This window comes from Bradyrhizobium macuxiense (assembly GCF_001542415.1).
GTDB classification, from domain to species: Bacteria; Pseudomonadota; Alphaproteobacteria; order Rhizobiales; family Xanthobacteraceae; genus Bradyrhizobium; species Bradyrhizobium macuxiense.
Genome location: NZ_LNCU01000041.1, coordinates 163,723 through 179,087 on the forward strand (window position 1 = coordinate 163,723; position 15,365 = coordinate 179,087).

Sequence of the window (15,365 nt, forward strand, 5' to 3'; positions counted from 1 at the left end):
AGCGCACGGGGAATGGCGCGATTTCGAGGGAGATTGGCATGCATCCGCTGGAATTCGGCTGGTATCTGCCCACTCATGGCGACACCACGGCCTATGGGCTGATGGAGGCGCAGGTCGCGGGGTCGCCGGAACTCTGCGAACGCGTGGTCAAGGCCGCCGAAGATGCAGGTTTCGAGTATCTGCTGATTCCGGTCGGTTCGGTGTGCTGGGAGGCCTGGATCACCGGTGCGTTCATGGCGGCGCGCTCGGAGCGGATCAAGCCGCTGATCGCGGCGCGGCCGGGCTACATCAACCCGGTGCTGCTGGCCAAGATGATCTCGACCTTCGACCAGATGTCGGGCGGGCGGATCTGCATCAACCTGATCGCCGGCCAGAACGAGAGCGAGGTCGCGTCCGAAGGCGTGCGCTATCCGAAGGAGGAGCGCTACGCGCTGATGGAGGAGGAGGTCTCGATCCTGAAGGCGCTGTGGACCACGCGCGGCCCGGTGCATTTCGAAGGCAAGTTCCACACGATCTCCGGCGCTCAGATCCGGCCACGGCCGCTGCAGCAGCCGTTTCCGCGATTCTATCTCGGCGGCGGCTCGCGGCAGGCCTGGGAATTGTCGGCGAAACATTCGGACGTGCATCTGTTCTGGGGCGACCTGCCGGAGCGCATTGCGCAGAACATCGCCGAGATCAGGCAGATGGCGCGCGCACATGACCGCGAGGATGCGATCGGCTTCGGCATGCGGCTGCAGGTGATCTGCCGCGAGAACGAGGCGGATGCATGGGAGGCCGCGGACCAGTTGGTGCGCCACGCCACCGAGCGGCAGAAGCAGGAGATGAAGACACTCTACAACCGCTCCGAGGCCAATCAGCGCGTGCAACAGCTCGCGCGCGACTATGGCGATCTCCTGATGCCGCATCTGTGGACCGGCATCACGAAGGTGCGGCCCGGCGCCGGCATTGCCGTGGTCGGCAATCCCGAGCAATGCGCCGACACGCTGCAGCAATTCATCGACGCCGGTTGCCACTCCTTCTGCCTGTCCGGCTATCTGCATGACGAGGAGGCCGAGCGGTTCGGCCGGCTGGTCCGCCCGATCCTCGCTGCCAACAATCGCGGGCGGCTCGCATGATCCGGAAGATGTGAAGCAGGTTTCCGAAAGTTCATGCGTGAATCGGAGCGCAACGCGCGATGATCCCGCCTGATCGTGTCCCGCCCAAGTGCACGTCACGTGCACAGCACCCCGGAGTCGAACCATGGATCAGGTGTTGCTGCAGGAGGGTATCGGCGTGCGTTATGTGGTCGCCAACCCGTCCTCATACGCCTATTTCACCGAGGACCGCCCGGAGCCGGCGATCGCCGCGAGCTGCCAGGGTTACAACGACTGGAAGTTCGGCATGGAAAATCGTCCGCCCTATCTCGCCACGCCGACGCCCGCCGCGCTGGAGCAGGCCTATGTCGCGCGGCGCGTGACCTATTTGCTGGGAACGCTCGACACCAATCCCAACCATCCTGCGCTCGACAAATCCTGCATGGCGGAGGCCGAGGGCCCGTACCGTTACATGCGCGAGCACACCTATGTCGATGTCATGAAGGCCCACGACAACGGCACGCCGAACCACAGCGAATGGGATGTGCCCGGTGTCGGCCACGAGGGCGGCAAGATGCTGATCTCGCCCTGCGGCCTGACCGCCGTGTTCGACATTCCCGGTTGCGCCGCCGCGCGCTAGAGAAAGATCTCACGCTCTGCTTCGGCCTTCATTGGCCGTGACGGAATAGGCGCGCGTCACATCTCGAAGCACCTTGCACAAGGTAGTGGCGGCGCGAGACAGGGTCCGGCCCTGAACGGTGACGATACCGACATTGCGTCCGATCTCGAAATCCGCAAGGGCGAGAGTTGTCACGTCATTCGTCATGATTTGCTCCCGGCCGAGCCGAGTCAGGAATCCGACGCCCATGCCGGCGCGTACCATTGCAACCGCACTCAGCGCGCTGCGGGTTTGAAAGTGCGGATGGAATGCGATCCCGGCCTTGCCGAACGCAGCCTTCAGCGTTGCCCAGGCGGCGGACTCCGGCGGCACTGTCACCAGCGGCTCCTTCGCCAGATCGGCCAGTGTGACACGCTTCTTGCTTGCGAGCCGGTGCGTTTTGGGGACGATCGGCGCGAATGAATCGCGCAACAGCCCCTCAAAGCGGAACTGCTCGGTCGACTGGTCGAACGGAATGACGGCGAAATCGACTTCCCCCTTCGCCAGCCGTGCGAGGTCGCGCCCGTAGAAGTCATCCTGCAGCGACAGCTCGATCTCCGGCCAGCGCTTGTTGAACTGCGCGAGCGCCGTTGGAAGAAAGCTCGATGCGATCGACGGCGACGCGCCGATCCTGATGCGGCCCTTGCGCAAGCCAGCCTCGGCATCGAACTCCTTCAGGAGGCCGCGCAGTTCGCCCATGGTGCGTTCCAGGCGAATGCGCAAGCGCTCGCCGGATTCGGAGATGGCGACCCGACGGCTCGTCCGGTGGAACAGCGTAACGCCGAGGACGTCTTCGAGATGCTTGATGCGCGCCGATACCGCCGGCTGCGACAGGCCGAGCGTGGCGGCGCTTCGGCTGAAGCTGCCGGACTCGGCGACGGTGAGGAAGGCCTCAAGATCCGCTGGCGAGATATTGATCAGTGACATTTATAGTTCAATAGAACAATCCGATTTGCTGTTCAATCCGGCCCATGCAACGAAATTGCAACACAAGAAAAGCCGGCGAGGAATTCCCATGAGTGCAGCGATCGGCGTCGATGCGGGCGCGCGACTGGACCGCCTTCCGTTTTGCGCGTTTCACCGTCGCATCATCCTCCTGATCGGCACGGGGATGTTCCTGGATGCCTGCGACATCTACATGGCGCCGGGCGTTCTCAGCGCGTTGATCAAGTCCGGATGGTCGGACCTCGCCACCAACGCAACCTTCCTCTCGGCGACCTTCATCGGGATGCTGATCGGCACCATCTCCAGCGGCCTGATCGGTGATCGCCTCGGCCGCAGATTCTCCTACCAGTTCAATCTGCTGATCTTCGGTGGCGCCTCGGTCGCCGCCGCCTTCGCTCCGAACATGGCGGTGCTGATCGGGCTGCGCTTCCTGATGGGCATCGGGATGGGAGCGGAGATTGTCATCGGTTATTCGACGCTGTCGGAATTCATGCCGCGCGCGGTGCGTGGCCGGACGGTTGCTATCCTGTCGGCCCTTACCAATACGGCGGTGGTCGCCACCGGTTTCGGCGGCCTCTGGATCATTCCAACCTTCGGCTGGCAATACATGTTCGGGATCGTCGGTGTCGCGGCGCTGCTGGTTTGGGTTATGCGCAAGAACATGCCGGAGTCGCCGCGTTGGCTGGAGTCGCGCGGCCGCGCAAGCGAGGCCGATGCGCTGCTTCGCGCGATCGAGGCCGAGGCGGCGAAGAAAGGCGCGCTGCCGCCAGTCGAGCCGGGCACGGCTGCGGTGATCGACACTGGCCGCTTCTCGGAGTTGTTCGGTCCGGACCTGATCCGCTCGACGATCCTCGGCACCATTGTCGGCATTGTCGGCAGCATCTCGCTTTACGGCTTCCTGTCGTGGGTGCCGACCTTTCTTGTGAAGCAGGGACTGTCGCTGAATTCGTCGCTGGCCTCCACGGCGTTGATGGGGCTCGGTGCGCCGCTTGGCGGGCTGTTAGCTGCCATGCTGGCAGACCGTACCGGCCGCATCAAGACGCTGGTGACGTTGACCCTGCTCCAGGGTGTCCTCGGCGTGCTCTATGTCTATACCCAGACCCAGCTCGAGCTCGTCGCGGTCGGCTTTGGCCTCACGCTCTGTGCCTACGCGCTGGTTGCGCTGGGCTTCGGCCTCTACATTCCCGAGCTCTTCCCGACACGGCTGCGTCTGCGCGGAGTGTCGGTTGCGAACAGCATCGGACGTCTCGCCGGCGCGGGCATCCAGTTCGTGATCGTCGCCTTGTTCACGAATTTCGGCGTGACCGCCGTGGCGGCCTTCCTGGTCGGAGCCCTGCTCGTTCAGGCTATCGCGCTCGTTGTCCTCGGACGCGAGACGCAGAGCCGCGCGCTGGAGGATATCGAGGTGATGCCCGCCTCCACAGCACCCGCCGAAGTCGGCCGCCGGCTTCACGCCTGAAGCGCCATCAACCGAACGGAGCAACACCATGAGCGTCACTTCGGAGCTCGAGCGCGGGACCGGCAGTCCTGATGTCGCGACAGGCATCGTCGACTGCGACGTCCATCCGCTTCTGAAGCAGGGCTTTGCGAGCTTATACCCCTACATGCCGCTGGCGTGGCGCGAGCGCTTCGAGCGCAAGCGCGCCGGCCAGGCCGCAGCCGGGCTGATCATGCGCTTCGCCCATCCCAATGGGTTCATCGTGCGGGAGGATGCCAGCCCGCGCGACGGAGAGTTCGCGGGCTCCGATCCGCACTTTCTGGTGTCAGACCTGCTCGACGCCAACGACATCGGCATCTGCGCGCTCAACAGCCTGCAGACCGGCGCGATGTGCGCGGTGCTGGCGAGCGCGGACGAAAGCCTGATCATCGCGAGCGCGGCCAACGACTACTACATCGAGGAATGGCTGCCGATCGATCGCCGGCTGCGTTACGCCATCGTGGTTCCCTCGCAGGATCCGAACGCGTCGGCGTCGGAGATCCGCCGGGTCGGCAAGCACAGTCAGATTTGTGCCGTCGCCGTACCGCCCATCGCAATCGCTCTCGGCAATCGATATTGGTGGCCGATCTACGAGGCGGCGCAGGAGCTTGACCTGCCGATCTTCCTGCACGTCACCGGTGCCGAAGGCATTTATGCCGGCGCCCCGATGCCGGCCGGCGGGCTGCCTGACACCTATATCGAGCGTTACGTCACCTTATCGCAGGCCGCGGAGGCCAACCTGACCAGCCTGATCATGAACGGAATCTTCGAGCGATTCCCGCGCCTGCGCGTGCTGTTCGTGGAATATGGCTTCGTCTGGCCGTTGCCGGCGATGTTGCGCATGGATCGGCTGTGGCGCGGACTGCGCCACGAAGTGCCCTGGGTCAAGAAATCGCCGATCGAGTATGTCGCGGAACATGTGTGGTTCACCACCCAGCCGATCGAGGAGCCGGCCGATCCGCGCGATCTGGAAAGGATCGTCAAGATGATCGGCGTCGACAACCTCTGCTTCAGTACGGACTATCCGCACTGGGACAACGACATGCCGATGCAATCGCTGCGCATGCTCGCGCCGGCCGACCGCGACAAGATCATGCGACAGAATGCCCGCAATGTTCTGCGGCTGAGTTGAGGAGGCGTGCATGGCAATCCCGGAACGGGAGGAGATTCTCGTCGGCGACGCGGCTGAGCTGGTCGAGGGCAAGTTCAAGATCATCAAGCAGGGAACGCTGAACATCGGCGTGACGCGCTTGCGCGACGGCACGATCAGAGCCGTGCGGAACCGGTGCCCGCACAAGGGCGCGGCGATCTGCAAGGGGATCATCGGCGGCACATGGCCCCCCTCGGCGCCGGGCGATCTCGCTTATGACCGCGAGGGCGAAATTCTGGTCTGTCCCTGGCACGGCTTCGAATACGATCTGAAGACGGGAGACGAACTCTACAGGAAGGTGCCGACGCGGCTGCGCTTCTACGAAGTGATCGAGCGGGAGCGGAAGATCTATCTTCTGGTTGCGAGGGGAGCGGCGGACACACAGGATTCCGACGCCTCAGCCGCCTGAGCCAACACGCAATGACCGAGAAGGAGAACGCCATGACCACCCAGGCCGACAAGTTCGCAAGCATGCTGAAGAGCGGCGAGATGATCGTCGCGCCGGGCGCCTATGACTGTATCACCGCGCGCATGGTCGAGCAGGCGGGCTATTCCGCCTGCTACATGACCGGCGCGGGCGTCGCGGCAACGCTCGGCTTTCCGGACTACGGCCTCGTGACCATGAGCGAGATGGCTGACAATGCGGCGCGCATGACCAACGTCCTCAATATCCCGCTGATTGCCGACGCCGATACCGGCTACGGCAATGAGCTCAACGTGATCCGGACGGTTCGCGAGTACGAGAAGCGTGGTGTTGCCGCGATCCAGATCGAGGATCAGACCTTTCCGAAGCGCTGCGGGCATCTCGACAACAAGGAAGTGGTCGGGCTGGACGAGTTCCTGCCCAAGATCCGCGCCGCGAAGTCTGCGAAAGCCAATCCGAACTTCACGATCATCGCACGCACCGATGCGCGCGCCGTCGTCGGGTTTGACGAGGCCGTGCGCCGCGCCAATGCCGCGCTCGATGCCGGCGCCGACGTCGCCTTCATCGAGGCGCCGCAGACGCTGGAGGAAGTGCGCGCGGTCCCGAAGCTGGTGAAGGGGCCCTGCCTGCTCAACGTCGTCTGGAAGGGCAAGACGCCGGAGGTCACGATCTCGGATGCGCGCGCCATGGGCTTCCGGATCATGATCTTCCCCGGCATGCTGTTCAAGGCGGTGATCGGCACCTGCGACGACGTGCTGGCCGGGCTGAGGTCGCAGGACAAGCACCCGGTCCCGGCGGGCGACATGAATATCAAGGCCGGGTTCGCGCGCGTCGGCGCCAATGAATGGGACCCGCTGCGCGAGCGCTTCCGCGATCCTTCGCTGAAGCTTGCCGGCTGATCTTCGCGCTGAGGGGGCCATCGCATGGCGTTCGAGCTCGATCGGATCGACCACGTTGTTCTGAACTGCACGGATCCCGATCGGACCGTCGCCTGGTACCGGAAGGTTCTCGGCATGAGGACCGAGAGCTATGGCGATGGCCGAACCGCGCTCGTGTTCGGCCAGCAGAAATTCAACGTACGCCGGACCGGGGCCGCGAACTGGAAAACTTGTGCGGCGGATGCTCCCGGCTCGCTTGACCTGTGCTTCATCACGACGTCGCCGCCGGACCAGGTGCTGGACCATTTTCGGCACTGCGAGGTCCGCGACATATCAGGACCAGTCACGCGGTCAGGCGCGCTCGGCCCCATCGTATCAGTCTATTGCAGTGATCCGGACGGCAATCTGATTGAGGTCGCGTCCTACGCGGCGGCGTGATGCCGCGTCTTACGCCGGCACGATCACCTTGCCGATCGGCCACAGCGCGATGCCGGCGAGCTTGAGATGCGCCCAGGCGAAGGGGATGCCGATGATGGTCACCGCCAGCAGGATCGCGGTGATCACGTGGCCGATCGCAAGCCACCAGCCGGCCAGGATGAACCAGATCAGATTGCCGATCATGCCGAGTGGCCCGGTGCCGATATCGGAATAGCCGGTGACTTCATCGCGGCGCACGGCGCGCGAGCCAAACGGCAGGAGCGTGTAAACGGCGATGTTGAAGGCGGCGCGTGCCCAGGGCAGGCCGATGATGGTGATTGCCATGATCACGGCGGCAATCAGCCAGCCGAACGCCATCCACGCGCCGCCGATCAGAATCCAGAGGATGTTCAGGAGGATAGACACAGGCTGCATGGCAAACACCTTCGTGCCGCGTGGAACTGCGCTCAATATAGGCCGGCGGCAGTCGCTGCGGTAGGTGCGCCTTAAGCGCGCACGAGCGCCGGTTCGCCGGATGGGCCGAGCAGGCGCCTGAGCTCGGTGGCCGGCTTCGGCGGGCTGAACAGATAGCCCTGCATCTCGGTGCAGCCGAGTTCGCGCAGCAGGTCGCGCTGCTGTTCGGTTTCGACGCCTTCCGCGGTCGTGGTCATGTTGCGCGAGGTGGCGATGTTCACCACCGACTGCACGATCGTCGCCGAGCCGTCGACGGTGATGTCGCTGACGAAGCTGCGGTCGATCTTGATCTTGTCGAACGGGAAACGCTTCAGGTAGCTCAGCGAGGAATAACCGGTGCCGAAATCGTCGAGCGCGATGCGCACGCCGATGGCACGCAGCTGGTGCAGGATCGCGAGCGCCATCTCGTCGTCGCCGATCAGCACGGCTTCCGTGATCTCGAGCTCGAGCCGGCTCGGCTTCAGGCGGGAGGCGTCGAGCGCGCTCGCGACCTTCAGCGCCAGGCTGATGTTCTTGAACTGGATCGGGGACACGTTGACGGCAAGGCGGATGTGATCGGGCCATTTCGCCGCTTCCATGCAGGCGGTCCGCAGCACCCATTCGCCGAGCTCGCCGATCAGGCCGGTGTCCTCGGCGATCGGGATGAATTCGGCCGGCGAGATCAAGCCGCGCTCGGCATGCCGCCAGCGCAGCAGCGCCTCGCAGCCCGTCACCTGGTTGCTGTTGAGGTCGAGCAGCGGCTGATAGTGGATCTCGAAGCCGCCGTCGGTCATCGCCTGGCGCAGATCCTGTTCCATCGTCAGCCGCGCGCGGGCCATCGCGCCCATCTCGGGCTCGAAGAAGCGGTGGGTGCGGCGGCCCTCGGCCTTGGCGCCGTACATCGCGATGTCGGCATTGCGGATCAGCTGGTCGAGGTCGGTACCGTCGCGCGGCGCCAGCGCGACGCCGATGCTGGCGTCGGTCGACAGATGATGGCCGAGGCAGTCGCAGGGCTGCCGGATCGCGCGATGCACGCTGGCGACGAAATCCTCGACATCGCTGATGCCGCGGATCGCGGTCTGGATCACCGCGAACTCGTCGCCGCCGAGCCGCGCGATGAGGTCGCCTTCGCATAGACAGGCCTTGATGCGGCCGGCAATGGTCTTGAGCAGCTCGTCGCCGACATGGTGGCCGAGCGAATCGTTGATGCTCTTGAATTCGTCGATGTCGATGTAGAGCAGGGCGAATTGCTGGCCTTGCTTTGCCTTCTCCAGCTCGCGCTCGATCTGCTCGCGGAACAGCACGCGGTTCGGCAGATCCGTCAGGGCGTCGTAGTGAGCGAGATGTGCGATCCGCTCGTTGGCGCGCCGCCGCTCGGTGACGTCGTCCACGACGGTGATGATATAGCGCGGCATGCCGGCCTGGTCGCGGATGCCGATCCGGCGCGAGGTGATGTAATGCTCGCCGGTGATATGGCTGAGCCAGCGGTGTTCATCCTTGAAGAAGCCGTCGGCCGATTCCAGGACCATGTTGTCGTCTTCGGCGATCACCTGGGCGTGCGCCGGCGGGAAGATGTCGAGCGCCGTCTTGCCGATGATGTTCTCGCGCGAGGTGCCGAAATGGGTCTCGGCGACGCGGTTGACCAGCAGATAGCGGCGCGTATGGGCATCCTTCACCGTGATCTGCGAGGGGATATGGTCCACGATCTCGCGCAGGAAGGCGTTGTTGCGGTCGCGCTCCTGTTCCAGGTTGCGCCGTTCCGTGATGTCCTCGAGCGTGGCGACCCAACCGCCATGGGCCAGCGGCTGGTTGACGATCGAGAAGCTGCGCCCATCGATGGTGGGAGTGACGACCTCCGTCACCTGTCCGTTCGCGATATTGGTGCGGACCGTCGCGCAGAACTCGTCGACGTCGCCGACGAATGATCCGGTCACCTTGCGATGCCGCATCACCTCCTCGAAGCTGCAGCCGGGCTTGATGAGGTCGGCCGCGAGCCCGCACATGTCGAGATAACGCTGGTTGCAGACCACCATGCGCGCCGAGGCGTCGAACAGCACGAGCCCCTGGATCATGTTGTTGAGCGCGGTGTCGAGCCGCTGCCGCTCCGCTTCGAGCCGCTGCTGCGCCTCGCGATTCTGCCGCCTGATCTGCCGGATCAGGACATACAGCACCAGCGCGACGACCGTGGCTGCGAGCGTCGCTGCTGAGATCAGGAAGCGGGTCTGCGCCCGNCGAGCGCGGCCTCCACTGTGTTGGTGGCGATCACGACGGCGGGAAAATGGCCGAGCTTCGCGGCGGAGCCGAGCCGTGCGCTGCCGTCGATCGGGCTGATCATGCGCATCGTATGCTGGCCGCCCTCGCGCGCCGCGAGTTCGACCAGATGCGCGCGGGAGAGCTGGCGGCCGATCAACGCATCGACATGCGGATAACGTGCGAGCAGGGTTCCGTCGGTGTGGACCATGGTAATCGTCGCGCTCGCCCCCGGTGTAACCGAGGCAAAGAACTTCTCGTAGTTCAGGGGGTCGATGCGCCGGGTCATGACGCCGAGGAAGGTGCCGTCCGGTCCGCTCAGGCGATGCGCGATGATGGTGCTGAGGCCGCCGACCAGCAGGCTGCGGAGGGTTTCGCTGCGCACCGGCTCCGGATGTGCATCGAATTTGAAGCTCTTGAAATAGTCGCGCCCGGAGATGTCGAGCCTGGCCGGCGGCGGCAGATCGCCCGACCAGGTGATGACCTTGCCCTCATTGTCGAACAACGAGATCTTTCCGAGGAACGAGACGCCCCTGGCCTCGAGCATCTGATGCGTTTCCGGCGTCGCCATCTTCGCCCTGAAAACCTCAGGCGAGGAGATGTCGGAAATTCGCAGCTTGTCGATCATGTTCTCGGCGATGATGTCGGAGTCCTCGAACTGCTGATCGAAGTGGCGGGCGAGCAGCAGGACGGTATTCTCCAGCTCGCGCTCGCTGTTGACCAAGGCACGCTCGCGGAATTCGCCGACCATCATGATGGTGCCGGCGAAGATTGCCGCGACCAGCAGGGCGCCGCAGACGGTCAGCCACAGCACCGGCCCGCGGAGCGCCGCCGTGCGCCATGGTCTCTCGCCCTGTTCTGATGGGACGTCCGCCTGCCCCTGCATCGATCCACGCATGCCAATCCCCTGGCGGCATGGATAAGCCGCTGAGTTCGCACAAGCCGTTAGGAAAACCGGTTACTCAACGCTTAATCGGTGAGTCGAATCGTCGATCGCACTGGTTGTGTGAGGCGGGCAACTCGCTCATTTTGCGGATGAATACGGGTTCCAGCGCAGACCCATGCCGCGCGGGGGGACTGATATGTTTCGCCGGGCCACCGAATGCTTCTGGCAAGGCGGCGATGTCAGGTCCGTCGGCCGGGTTCGGTCAGGCCCATGCTGCGGGTCAGAAGGTCGTAGACGTGCCGCGTCAACGGGACCAGTGCACCGGGTCTGGTCCAGAGAAAATAGGTCATGTCAGGCAGCTTCGGCAGCCCGTCGGTCTCGCCCAGCACCCTGAATTCGGGATTGAGGAAATCGACCCCGCGCGCGGTGATTCCAAGACCCGCGCGCAACCCCGCCTTGATGCCTACGAGATTGGGCGCCACGTAATTTGCGCGCCAGGCAACGCGCGACTGCTCCAGCGCATTGAGGGCAACACGTCTGAAAATACTTGGCTCATCGGCGAGCACCAGCGGGACGGGTTGCTCGGGGTCGTGAACATAGTCGGCGGAACACAGCCAGACGGTGGGTGTCCGGCGGACCACCATGCCTTCCAGGGTTTGATCGAACCTGGTGGAAACCGTCAGATCGATGTCGCCGGCATGGAGGGCATCCATCAGGAACGGGCTGCGGTCGACGCGAATCTCCATCTTGATGCTGGGCAAGGAGCGCGCGACGTGAGTGAGGATGGTCGGCAGCAGGGAGTCGGCGACATCGAGCGGCGACCCGATCCGCACGGTACCTTCGAGTTGCTTGCCGGTCATGGCCCTGACAGCTTCGTCATTGATGACGAGGATCTGCCGCGCGTAGCGCGCAAGCATCTCTCCCTGCCGCGTGAAGGTTTTTCCGCGACCGCGTTGCTCGAACAGGGGCATGCCGAGCATCTGCTCCAGGCGCTGCATCTGCTGCGTCACGGCGGATTGTGTTCTCAACACCGCCTCTGCCGCCGCGGCGTACGTTCCGTGCTGTTCGACGGCGACAAGCGTCCTGAGCAGGTCGATATCGAGATTGATCATCAGGTCTCCTTAGGAAATTACATAAGAATTCCTAATGTGTTTAACTGTCATTCTAATTTGTACCGTCGGCGGCTCAAACGGTAGCGTAAGCCTAGAGCCTTGAAAAGAAGGGGATACGAGCGTGCCAAGTGCCCACCCTCACATGAGCGCCATCCATTCGGCAGTCTCAAACATTAGAGATGCTTTAGGTGGAGGTGTCACGCCTGCGAAGCTGGAAGGCGCCTTGGGCGTCGTCCTGGACCTCGCGTCGCATCGCGACTGGTGGGCGAGCGACCGGTATCCGGCGCCCTCGGACGGCGAGCAGCAGGCGCGCTATCTGATCGCGCAGGACGACGATCAGACCTACGCGCTCTACCTCAACGTCATGCGCTCAGGCAAAAAGATCCCCCCGCACAATCACACGACGTGGGCCTGCATCGCGGCCGTCGAAGGCGCGGAGACCAATTACCTCTATGAGCGCCTGGACGACGGTTCCAAGCCCGGGGTCGGCGTGCTTGGCGCCCCGAAAAAGGTGATCATCGAGCCGGGTTCCGGCATCGCGCTCATGCCTGACGACATTCATTCGGTGCACATCGAAGGCGACGACGTCATCATCCGCCACCTGCACATGTACGGCCGTGCATTGGAGACGCTCGACGAACGCCTTGTCTACGATCTCGACAAAGGCACGTGCGAGGTGATGAAAATCGGCGTGAAGACGCGGAACTGAGCCGGTGGGAGAAGACTCGCTCAGCGGTTCGACGCGGCTCCTGCGCGCCGGCCGACCTCATGTCGGATGGGTGAACACGCCGGTCACGCGGGCGAGCACCTACGTGTTCGAAAGCGTCTCGCACTGGCGGCAAACGCGCACGGTTCGGGAGGAGCAGCGCGTTGCCTCCTACGGGGCACGCGGAACCGACAGCACCTTCGCGCTTGAGGATGCGCTGGTCGAGCTGGAAGGCGGCCATCGGGCACAGCTCTTTCCAACGGGGCAGGCCGCGATCGCGAACGTGATGCTCGGGCTGCTGCAACCCGGCGATCACGTCTTGGTCACGGACGCCGTCTATGAGCCGGTTCGTCGCTTCTGCGCCAAGCATCTCGCGCGACTTGGGATCAACGTCGAGTTCTACATGCCCGACGGCAGCGACCTCGCCGCGCGGCTGCGCCCCGAGACCAAGCTGATCTATGCCGAATGTCCGGGTTCGCTGGTGTTCGAGATGATCGACCTGCCGGCGGTCGCCGAACTGGCCCGGCGATGCGGCTGCCTGCTGGCTGTCGACAACACATGGGGCTCCGGCCTTCTCTATCGTCCGCTATCCCTGGGGGCCGACATCTCCGTGCTCGCCGCGACGAAATATCTAAGCGGCCATGCCGACGTGATGATGGGCGCGCTCGTGACCAACGAGCGGGCATGGAAGGCGGTCCACCTTGCGTCGGTCGATTTCGGTCAGACCGTAGGCGCCGACGACGCGTATCTCGTGCTGCGCGGGTTGCGGAGCCTGGCGCCGCGGATGGCGATGCACGAACGCCATGCCATGCTGGTGGCGCAGTGGCTGGAGCAGCAGCCGCAAGTCACTCGGGTGATCTGCCCGGCGCTTCCGAACCATCCGGGACACGAGCTCTGGCGGCGCGACTTCCACGGCACCAATGGTCTGTTGTCGGTCGAGTTCCGCAGCGAATACGCGCAGGCGGATGTCGAGGCGGCCGTCGACCGGCTCCGGCTGTTTGGCGTGGGAGCCTCGTGGGGCGGCTTCGAAAGTCTCGTGGTGCCCACCGATATGGCGAAGGCGCGCACCATCAGCGACTGGTCGCAGCGTGGGCGCGTCGTGCGCTTGCATATCGGGCTCGAGAATCCCGAGGATCTCATTGCCGACCTTCGTCAAGCCTTCCGGTCGCTCGAGGCCTGATGCTGCGATGGTCCGGCTTTGAACACTTTTCGCACCGCCTCCACAGTGCCCTGTCGATCTCATGAGTCAAGGAACGATGCCTCCACAATCCAAAACGACGATCGGGCGCGTCAGCGCAACTGCCCTGAAAGCCTGGCTGGGCGATGAGCAGGAAATTGCGCTTCTCGATGTCCGCGAACACGGTCAATACGGCGAGGCGCATCTGTTCTTTGCGGTGAACGTGCCCTTCAGCCGCCTCGAATGCGATATCACGCGGCTGGTGCCGCGGCTGAACGTCCGGATCGTCGTCTATGACAAGGACGGCCGCGGGATTGCTGAACGCGCCGCCGCACGTCTCGCGCGCATGGGATATTCCGACATCTCGGTGCTTGAGGAAGGCACGAAGGGATGGGCAGCCGCGGGTTACGGGCTATTCGCCGGCGTCAACCTGCCGAGCAAGACATTCGGCGAACTGGCCGAGCATGTCTTCGATACGCCGCGCATCGGTGCCCGCGAGCTGGCGGACCGGATCAAAAGAAAGGACGATCTGGTCGTGCTCGACGGGCGGACCTTCGCGGAGTTCAAGAAGATGAGCATCCCGGGCGCCACCTCGTGCCCGAACGGAGAGCTCGCGCTTCGCATCGACGATCTGGTGCCGAACAGAAACACTACCATCGTCGTGAACTGCGCGGGCCGCACCCGCAGCATCATCGGGGCTCAGACGCTGATCAACCTTGGGCTGCCCAATCCAGTCCTGGCTCTCGAGAACGGCACGCAGGGCTGGTTCCTGGCGGATCTGGAGCTCGAACACGGCGTGCAGCGTCGCCACGACCAGGTGGTGCAGCCATCCGAGATCGAAGGCCGGCGGGCGCGGGCCGAGGCGCTCGCGGATCGATTCGGCGTCGTTGTCGTCGATGAGACGACGGCGCAACAATGGCTCTCCGCGACGGACCGGACGACCTTCCTGTGCGACGTGCGCACGCCTGAGGAGTTCGCGCGCGGCTCGCTGCCGGGCGCCCAGCATACGCCGGGCGGGCAGTTGATCCAGGCGACCGATCAATATGTCGGTGTGCAGCGCGCGCGGCTCATCCTGTTCGACGACGAAGGGATCCGTGCACGGGTCGTGGCGAGCTGGCTGACGCAGATGGGTTGGGAAGCCGTTGTCCTGAAGCAGGGCACCGCTGCCCGCGTTGCCGTGGCGCCGGTGGCCGCGATCCGGCCGCCCCGACCGGTTGCGTTGTCTGTTCAGGAGCTGGCGGACGAACTGCGGCATGGCGGCTGCCAGCTGGTCGATCTCCGCTCGAGCATGGAGTTTCGCGCCGGCCATCTCGCCGGAGCACGCTGGTCGATTCGCCCGTGCCTCGACAGCCTGCGCCTCGTGCCGGACAAGCCGGTCATTCTGATCGCTTCGTCGCCCGCCGTTGCGGCTCTTGCATCCGAGACGCTGCGCGAGCAAGGCGCCACTCAGGTCCGAATTCATTGCGGCGCGCCGGAGCAGTGGCGCGCGGCCGGCGTGCCGATCGTCGCCAGTCCCGATCAGCCGCCGGATTCGGATTGCATCGACTTTTTGTTCTTTGTGCACAACCGGCATGACGGCAACAAGCAGGCTGCGCGCCAATATCTCGAATGGGAGACGAATCTCGTCCGGCAGATCGACTCGCAGGAGCGAGCACGTTTCGTCTTTCGATAGCAACGAATCAGGAGAGCAGAACGATGCGAAGAACGCTATGCGCGAGCACATTGGGAATCACGGTCTTCGCACTCTTCCTGACGGCGG

The 15,365-nt window shown here is 64.2% G+C and carries 13 protein-coding genes and 2 pseudogenes; 10 read left to right on the top strand and 5 right to left on the bottom strand.

All coding sequences use genetic code 11. From position 1 onward, the window contains the following. Window positions 1–38: 38 nt before the first annotated feature. Both AS156_RS14695 and AS156_RS14700 read left to right on the top strand, forming a co-directional pair. Window positions 39–1,115, top strand: a complete 1,077-nt coding sequence (locus AS156_RS14695) for an LLM class flavin-dependent oxidoreductase (protein ID WP_066505209.1) — start codon at window positions 39–41, stop codon at window positions 1,113–1,115. Window positions 1,116–1,266: 151 nt separating this feature from the next. After that, window positions 1,267–1,713: pseudogene (locus tag AS156_RS14700) on the top strand (alpha/beta hydrolase); the annotation flags it as partial. Window positions 1,714–1,722: 9 nt separating this feature from the next. Here the strand turns inward: AS156_RS14700 and AS156_RS14705 are convergent. After that, window positions 1,723–2,658, bottom strand: a complete 936-nt coding sequence (locus AS156_RS14705; RefSeq protein WP_066505211.1) for a LysR family transcriptional regulator — start codon at window positions 2,656–2,658, stop codon at window positions 1,723–1,725. 88 nt (window positions 2,659–2,746) lie between these two features. Between AS156_RS14705 and AS156_RS14710 the strand changes: the two genes are divergently transcribed. From AS156_RS14710 to AS156_RS14730, 5 genes are read left to right on the top strand one after another with little or no spacing between them, the layout of a single operon-like run. After that, the gene (locus tag AS156_RS14710) at window positions 2,747–4,135 is read left to right on the top strand and encodes an MFS transporter (RefSeq protein ID WP_066505213.1); all 1,389 of its coding nucleotides are present in this window, start codon (window positions 2,747–2,749) and stop codon (window positions 4,133–4,135) included. A 28-nt stretch (window positions 4,136–4,163) separates the two neighbouring features. Next, a complete protein-coding gene (locus AS156_RS14715) occupies window positions 4,164–5,285 on the top strand; it encodes an amidohydrolase family protein (protein WP_066505215.1) in 1,122 nt (373 codons plus the stop codon). Between the two features lie 10 nt (window positions 5,286–5,295). Then, on the top strand, window positions 5,296–5,712 hold the full coding sequence (locus tag AS156_RS14720) for a Rieske (2Fe-2S) protein (RefSeq protein WP_066505216.1): 417 nt from the start codon (window positions 5,296–5,298) through the stop codon (window positions 5,710–5,712). A 32-nt stretch (window positions 5,713–5,744) separates the two neighbouring features. Then, on the top strand, window positions 5,745–6,626 hold the full coding sequence (locus AS156_RS14725; protein WP_066505362.1) for an isocitrate lyase/PEP mutase family protein: 882 nt from the start codon (window positions 5,745–5,747) through the stop codon (window positions 6,624–6,626). Between the two features lie 24 nt (window positions 6,627–6,650). After that, the gene (locus AS156_RS14730; protein ID WP_066505218.1) at window positions 6,651–7,043 is read left to right on the top strand and encodes a VOC family protein; all 393 of its coding nucleotides are present in this window, start codon (window positions 6,651–6,653) and stop codon (window positions 7,041–7,043) included. 9 nt (window positions 7,044–7,052) lie between these two features. Here the strand turns inward: AS156_RS14730 and AS156_RS14735 are convergent, their stop codons facing one another. From AS156_RS14735 to AS156_RS14745, 4 genes and pseudogenes are all read right to left on the bottom strand, one after another. Further along, a complete protein-coding gene (locus AS156_RS14735) occupies window positions 7,053–7,457 on the bottom strand; it encodes a YccF domain-containing protein (RefSeq protein WP_066505220.1) in 405 nt (134 codons plus the stop codon). A gap of 71 nt (window positions 7,458–7,528) precedes the next feature. Further along, on the bottom strand, window positions 7,529–9,706 hold a 2,178-nt coding region (locus tag AS156_RS14740; protein ID WP_245312814.1), incomplete at its 5' end, for a putative bifunctional diguanylate cyclase/phosphodiesterase. 1 nt (window position 9,707) lies between these two features. Further along, window positions 9,708–10,623 (bottom strand): annotated as a pseudogene (locus tag AS156_RS45995) (diguanylate cyclase); the annotation flags it as partial. Between the two features lie 227 nt (window positions 10,624–10,850). Further along, entirely contained in the window at window positions 10,851–11,723 is an 873-nt protein-coding gene (locus AS156_RS14745) for a LysR substrate-binding domain-containing protein (protein WP_066505222.1), read from the bottom strand. A 223-nt stretch (window positions 11,724–11,946) separates the two neighbouring features. On the opposite strand from AS156_RS14745, the gene AS156_RS14750 reads away from it, so the two are divergent. The 3 genes from AS156_RS14750 (at window position 11,947) to AS156_RS14760 (ending at window position 15,278) form a co-directional block, all read left to right on the top strand. Further along, the gene (locus AS156_RS14750) at window positions 11,947–12,432 is read left to right on the top strand and encodes a cysteine dioxygenase family protein (RefSeq protein WP_283807920.1); all 486 of its coding nucleotides are present in this window, start codon (window positions 11,947–11,949) and stop codon (window positions 12,430–12,432) included. Between the two features lie 4 nt (window positions 12,433–12,436). Next, a complete protein-coding gene (metC, locus tag AS156_RS14755) occupies window positions 12,437–13,609 on the top strand; it encodes a cystathionine beta-lyase (protein ID WP_066505225.1) in 1,173 nt (390 codons plus the stop codon). Window positions 13,610–13,685: 76 nt separating this feature from the next. Beyond that, a complete protein-coding gene (locus AS156_RS14760) occupies window positions 13,686–15,278 on the top strand; it encodes a rhodanese-like domain-containing protein (protein ID WP_066505228.1) in 1,593 nt (530 codons plus the stop codon). Window positions 15,279–15,365 lie beyond the last annotated feature (87 nt).

Coding starts and splice junctions, on each gene's coding strand:
- AS156_RS14760 (WP_066505228.1), top strand. CDS start 13,686: ATGCCTCCACAATCCAAAACGACGATCGGGCGCGTCAGCGCAACTGCC.
- AS156_RS14725 (WP_066505362.1), top strand. CDS start 5,745: ATGACCACCCAGGCCGACAAGTTCGCAAGCATGCTGAAGAGCGGCGAG.
- AS156_RS14730 (WP_066505218.1), top strand. CDS start 6,651: ATGGCGTTCGAGCTCGATCGGATCGACCACGTTGTTCTGAACTGCACG.
- AS156_RS14710 (WP_066505213.1), top strand. CDS start 2,747: ATGAGTGCAGCGATCGGCGTCGATGCGGGCGCGCGACTGGACCGCCTT.
- AS156_RS14715 (WP_066505215.1), top strand. CDS start 4,164: ATGAGCGTCACTTCGGAGCTCGAGCGCGGGACCGGCAGTCCTGATGTC.
- AS156_RS14720 (WP_066505216.1), top strand. CDS start 5,296: ATGGCAATCCCGGAACGGGAGGAGATTCTCGTCGGCGACGCGGCTGAG.
- AS156_RS14705 (WP_066505211.1), bottom strand. CDS start 2,658: ATGTCACTGATCAATATCTCGCCAGCGGATCTTGAGGCCTTCCTCACC.
- AS156_RS14745 (WP_066505222.1), bottom strand. CDS start 11,723: ATGATCAATCTCGATATCGACCTGCTCAGGACGCTTGTCGCCGTCGAA.
- AS156_RS14735 (WP_066505220.1), bottom strand. CDS start 7,457: ATGCAGCCTGTGTCTATCCTCCTGAACATCCTCTGGATTCTGATCGGC.
- AS156_RS14695 (WP_066505209.1), top strand. CDS start 39: ATGCATCCGCTGGAATTCGGCTGGTATCTGCCCACTCATGGCGACACC.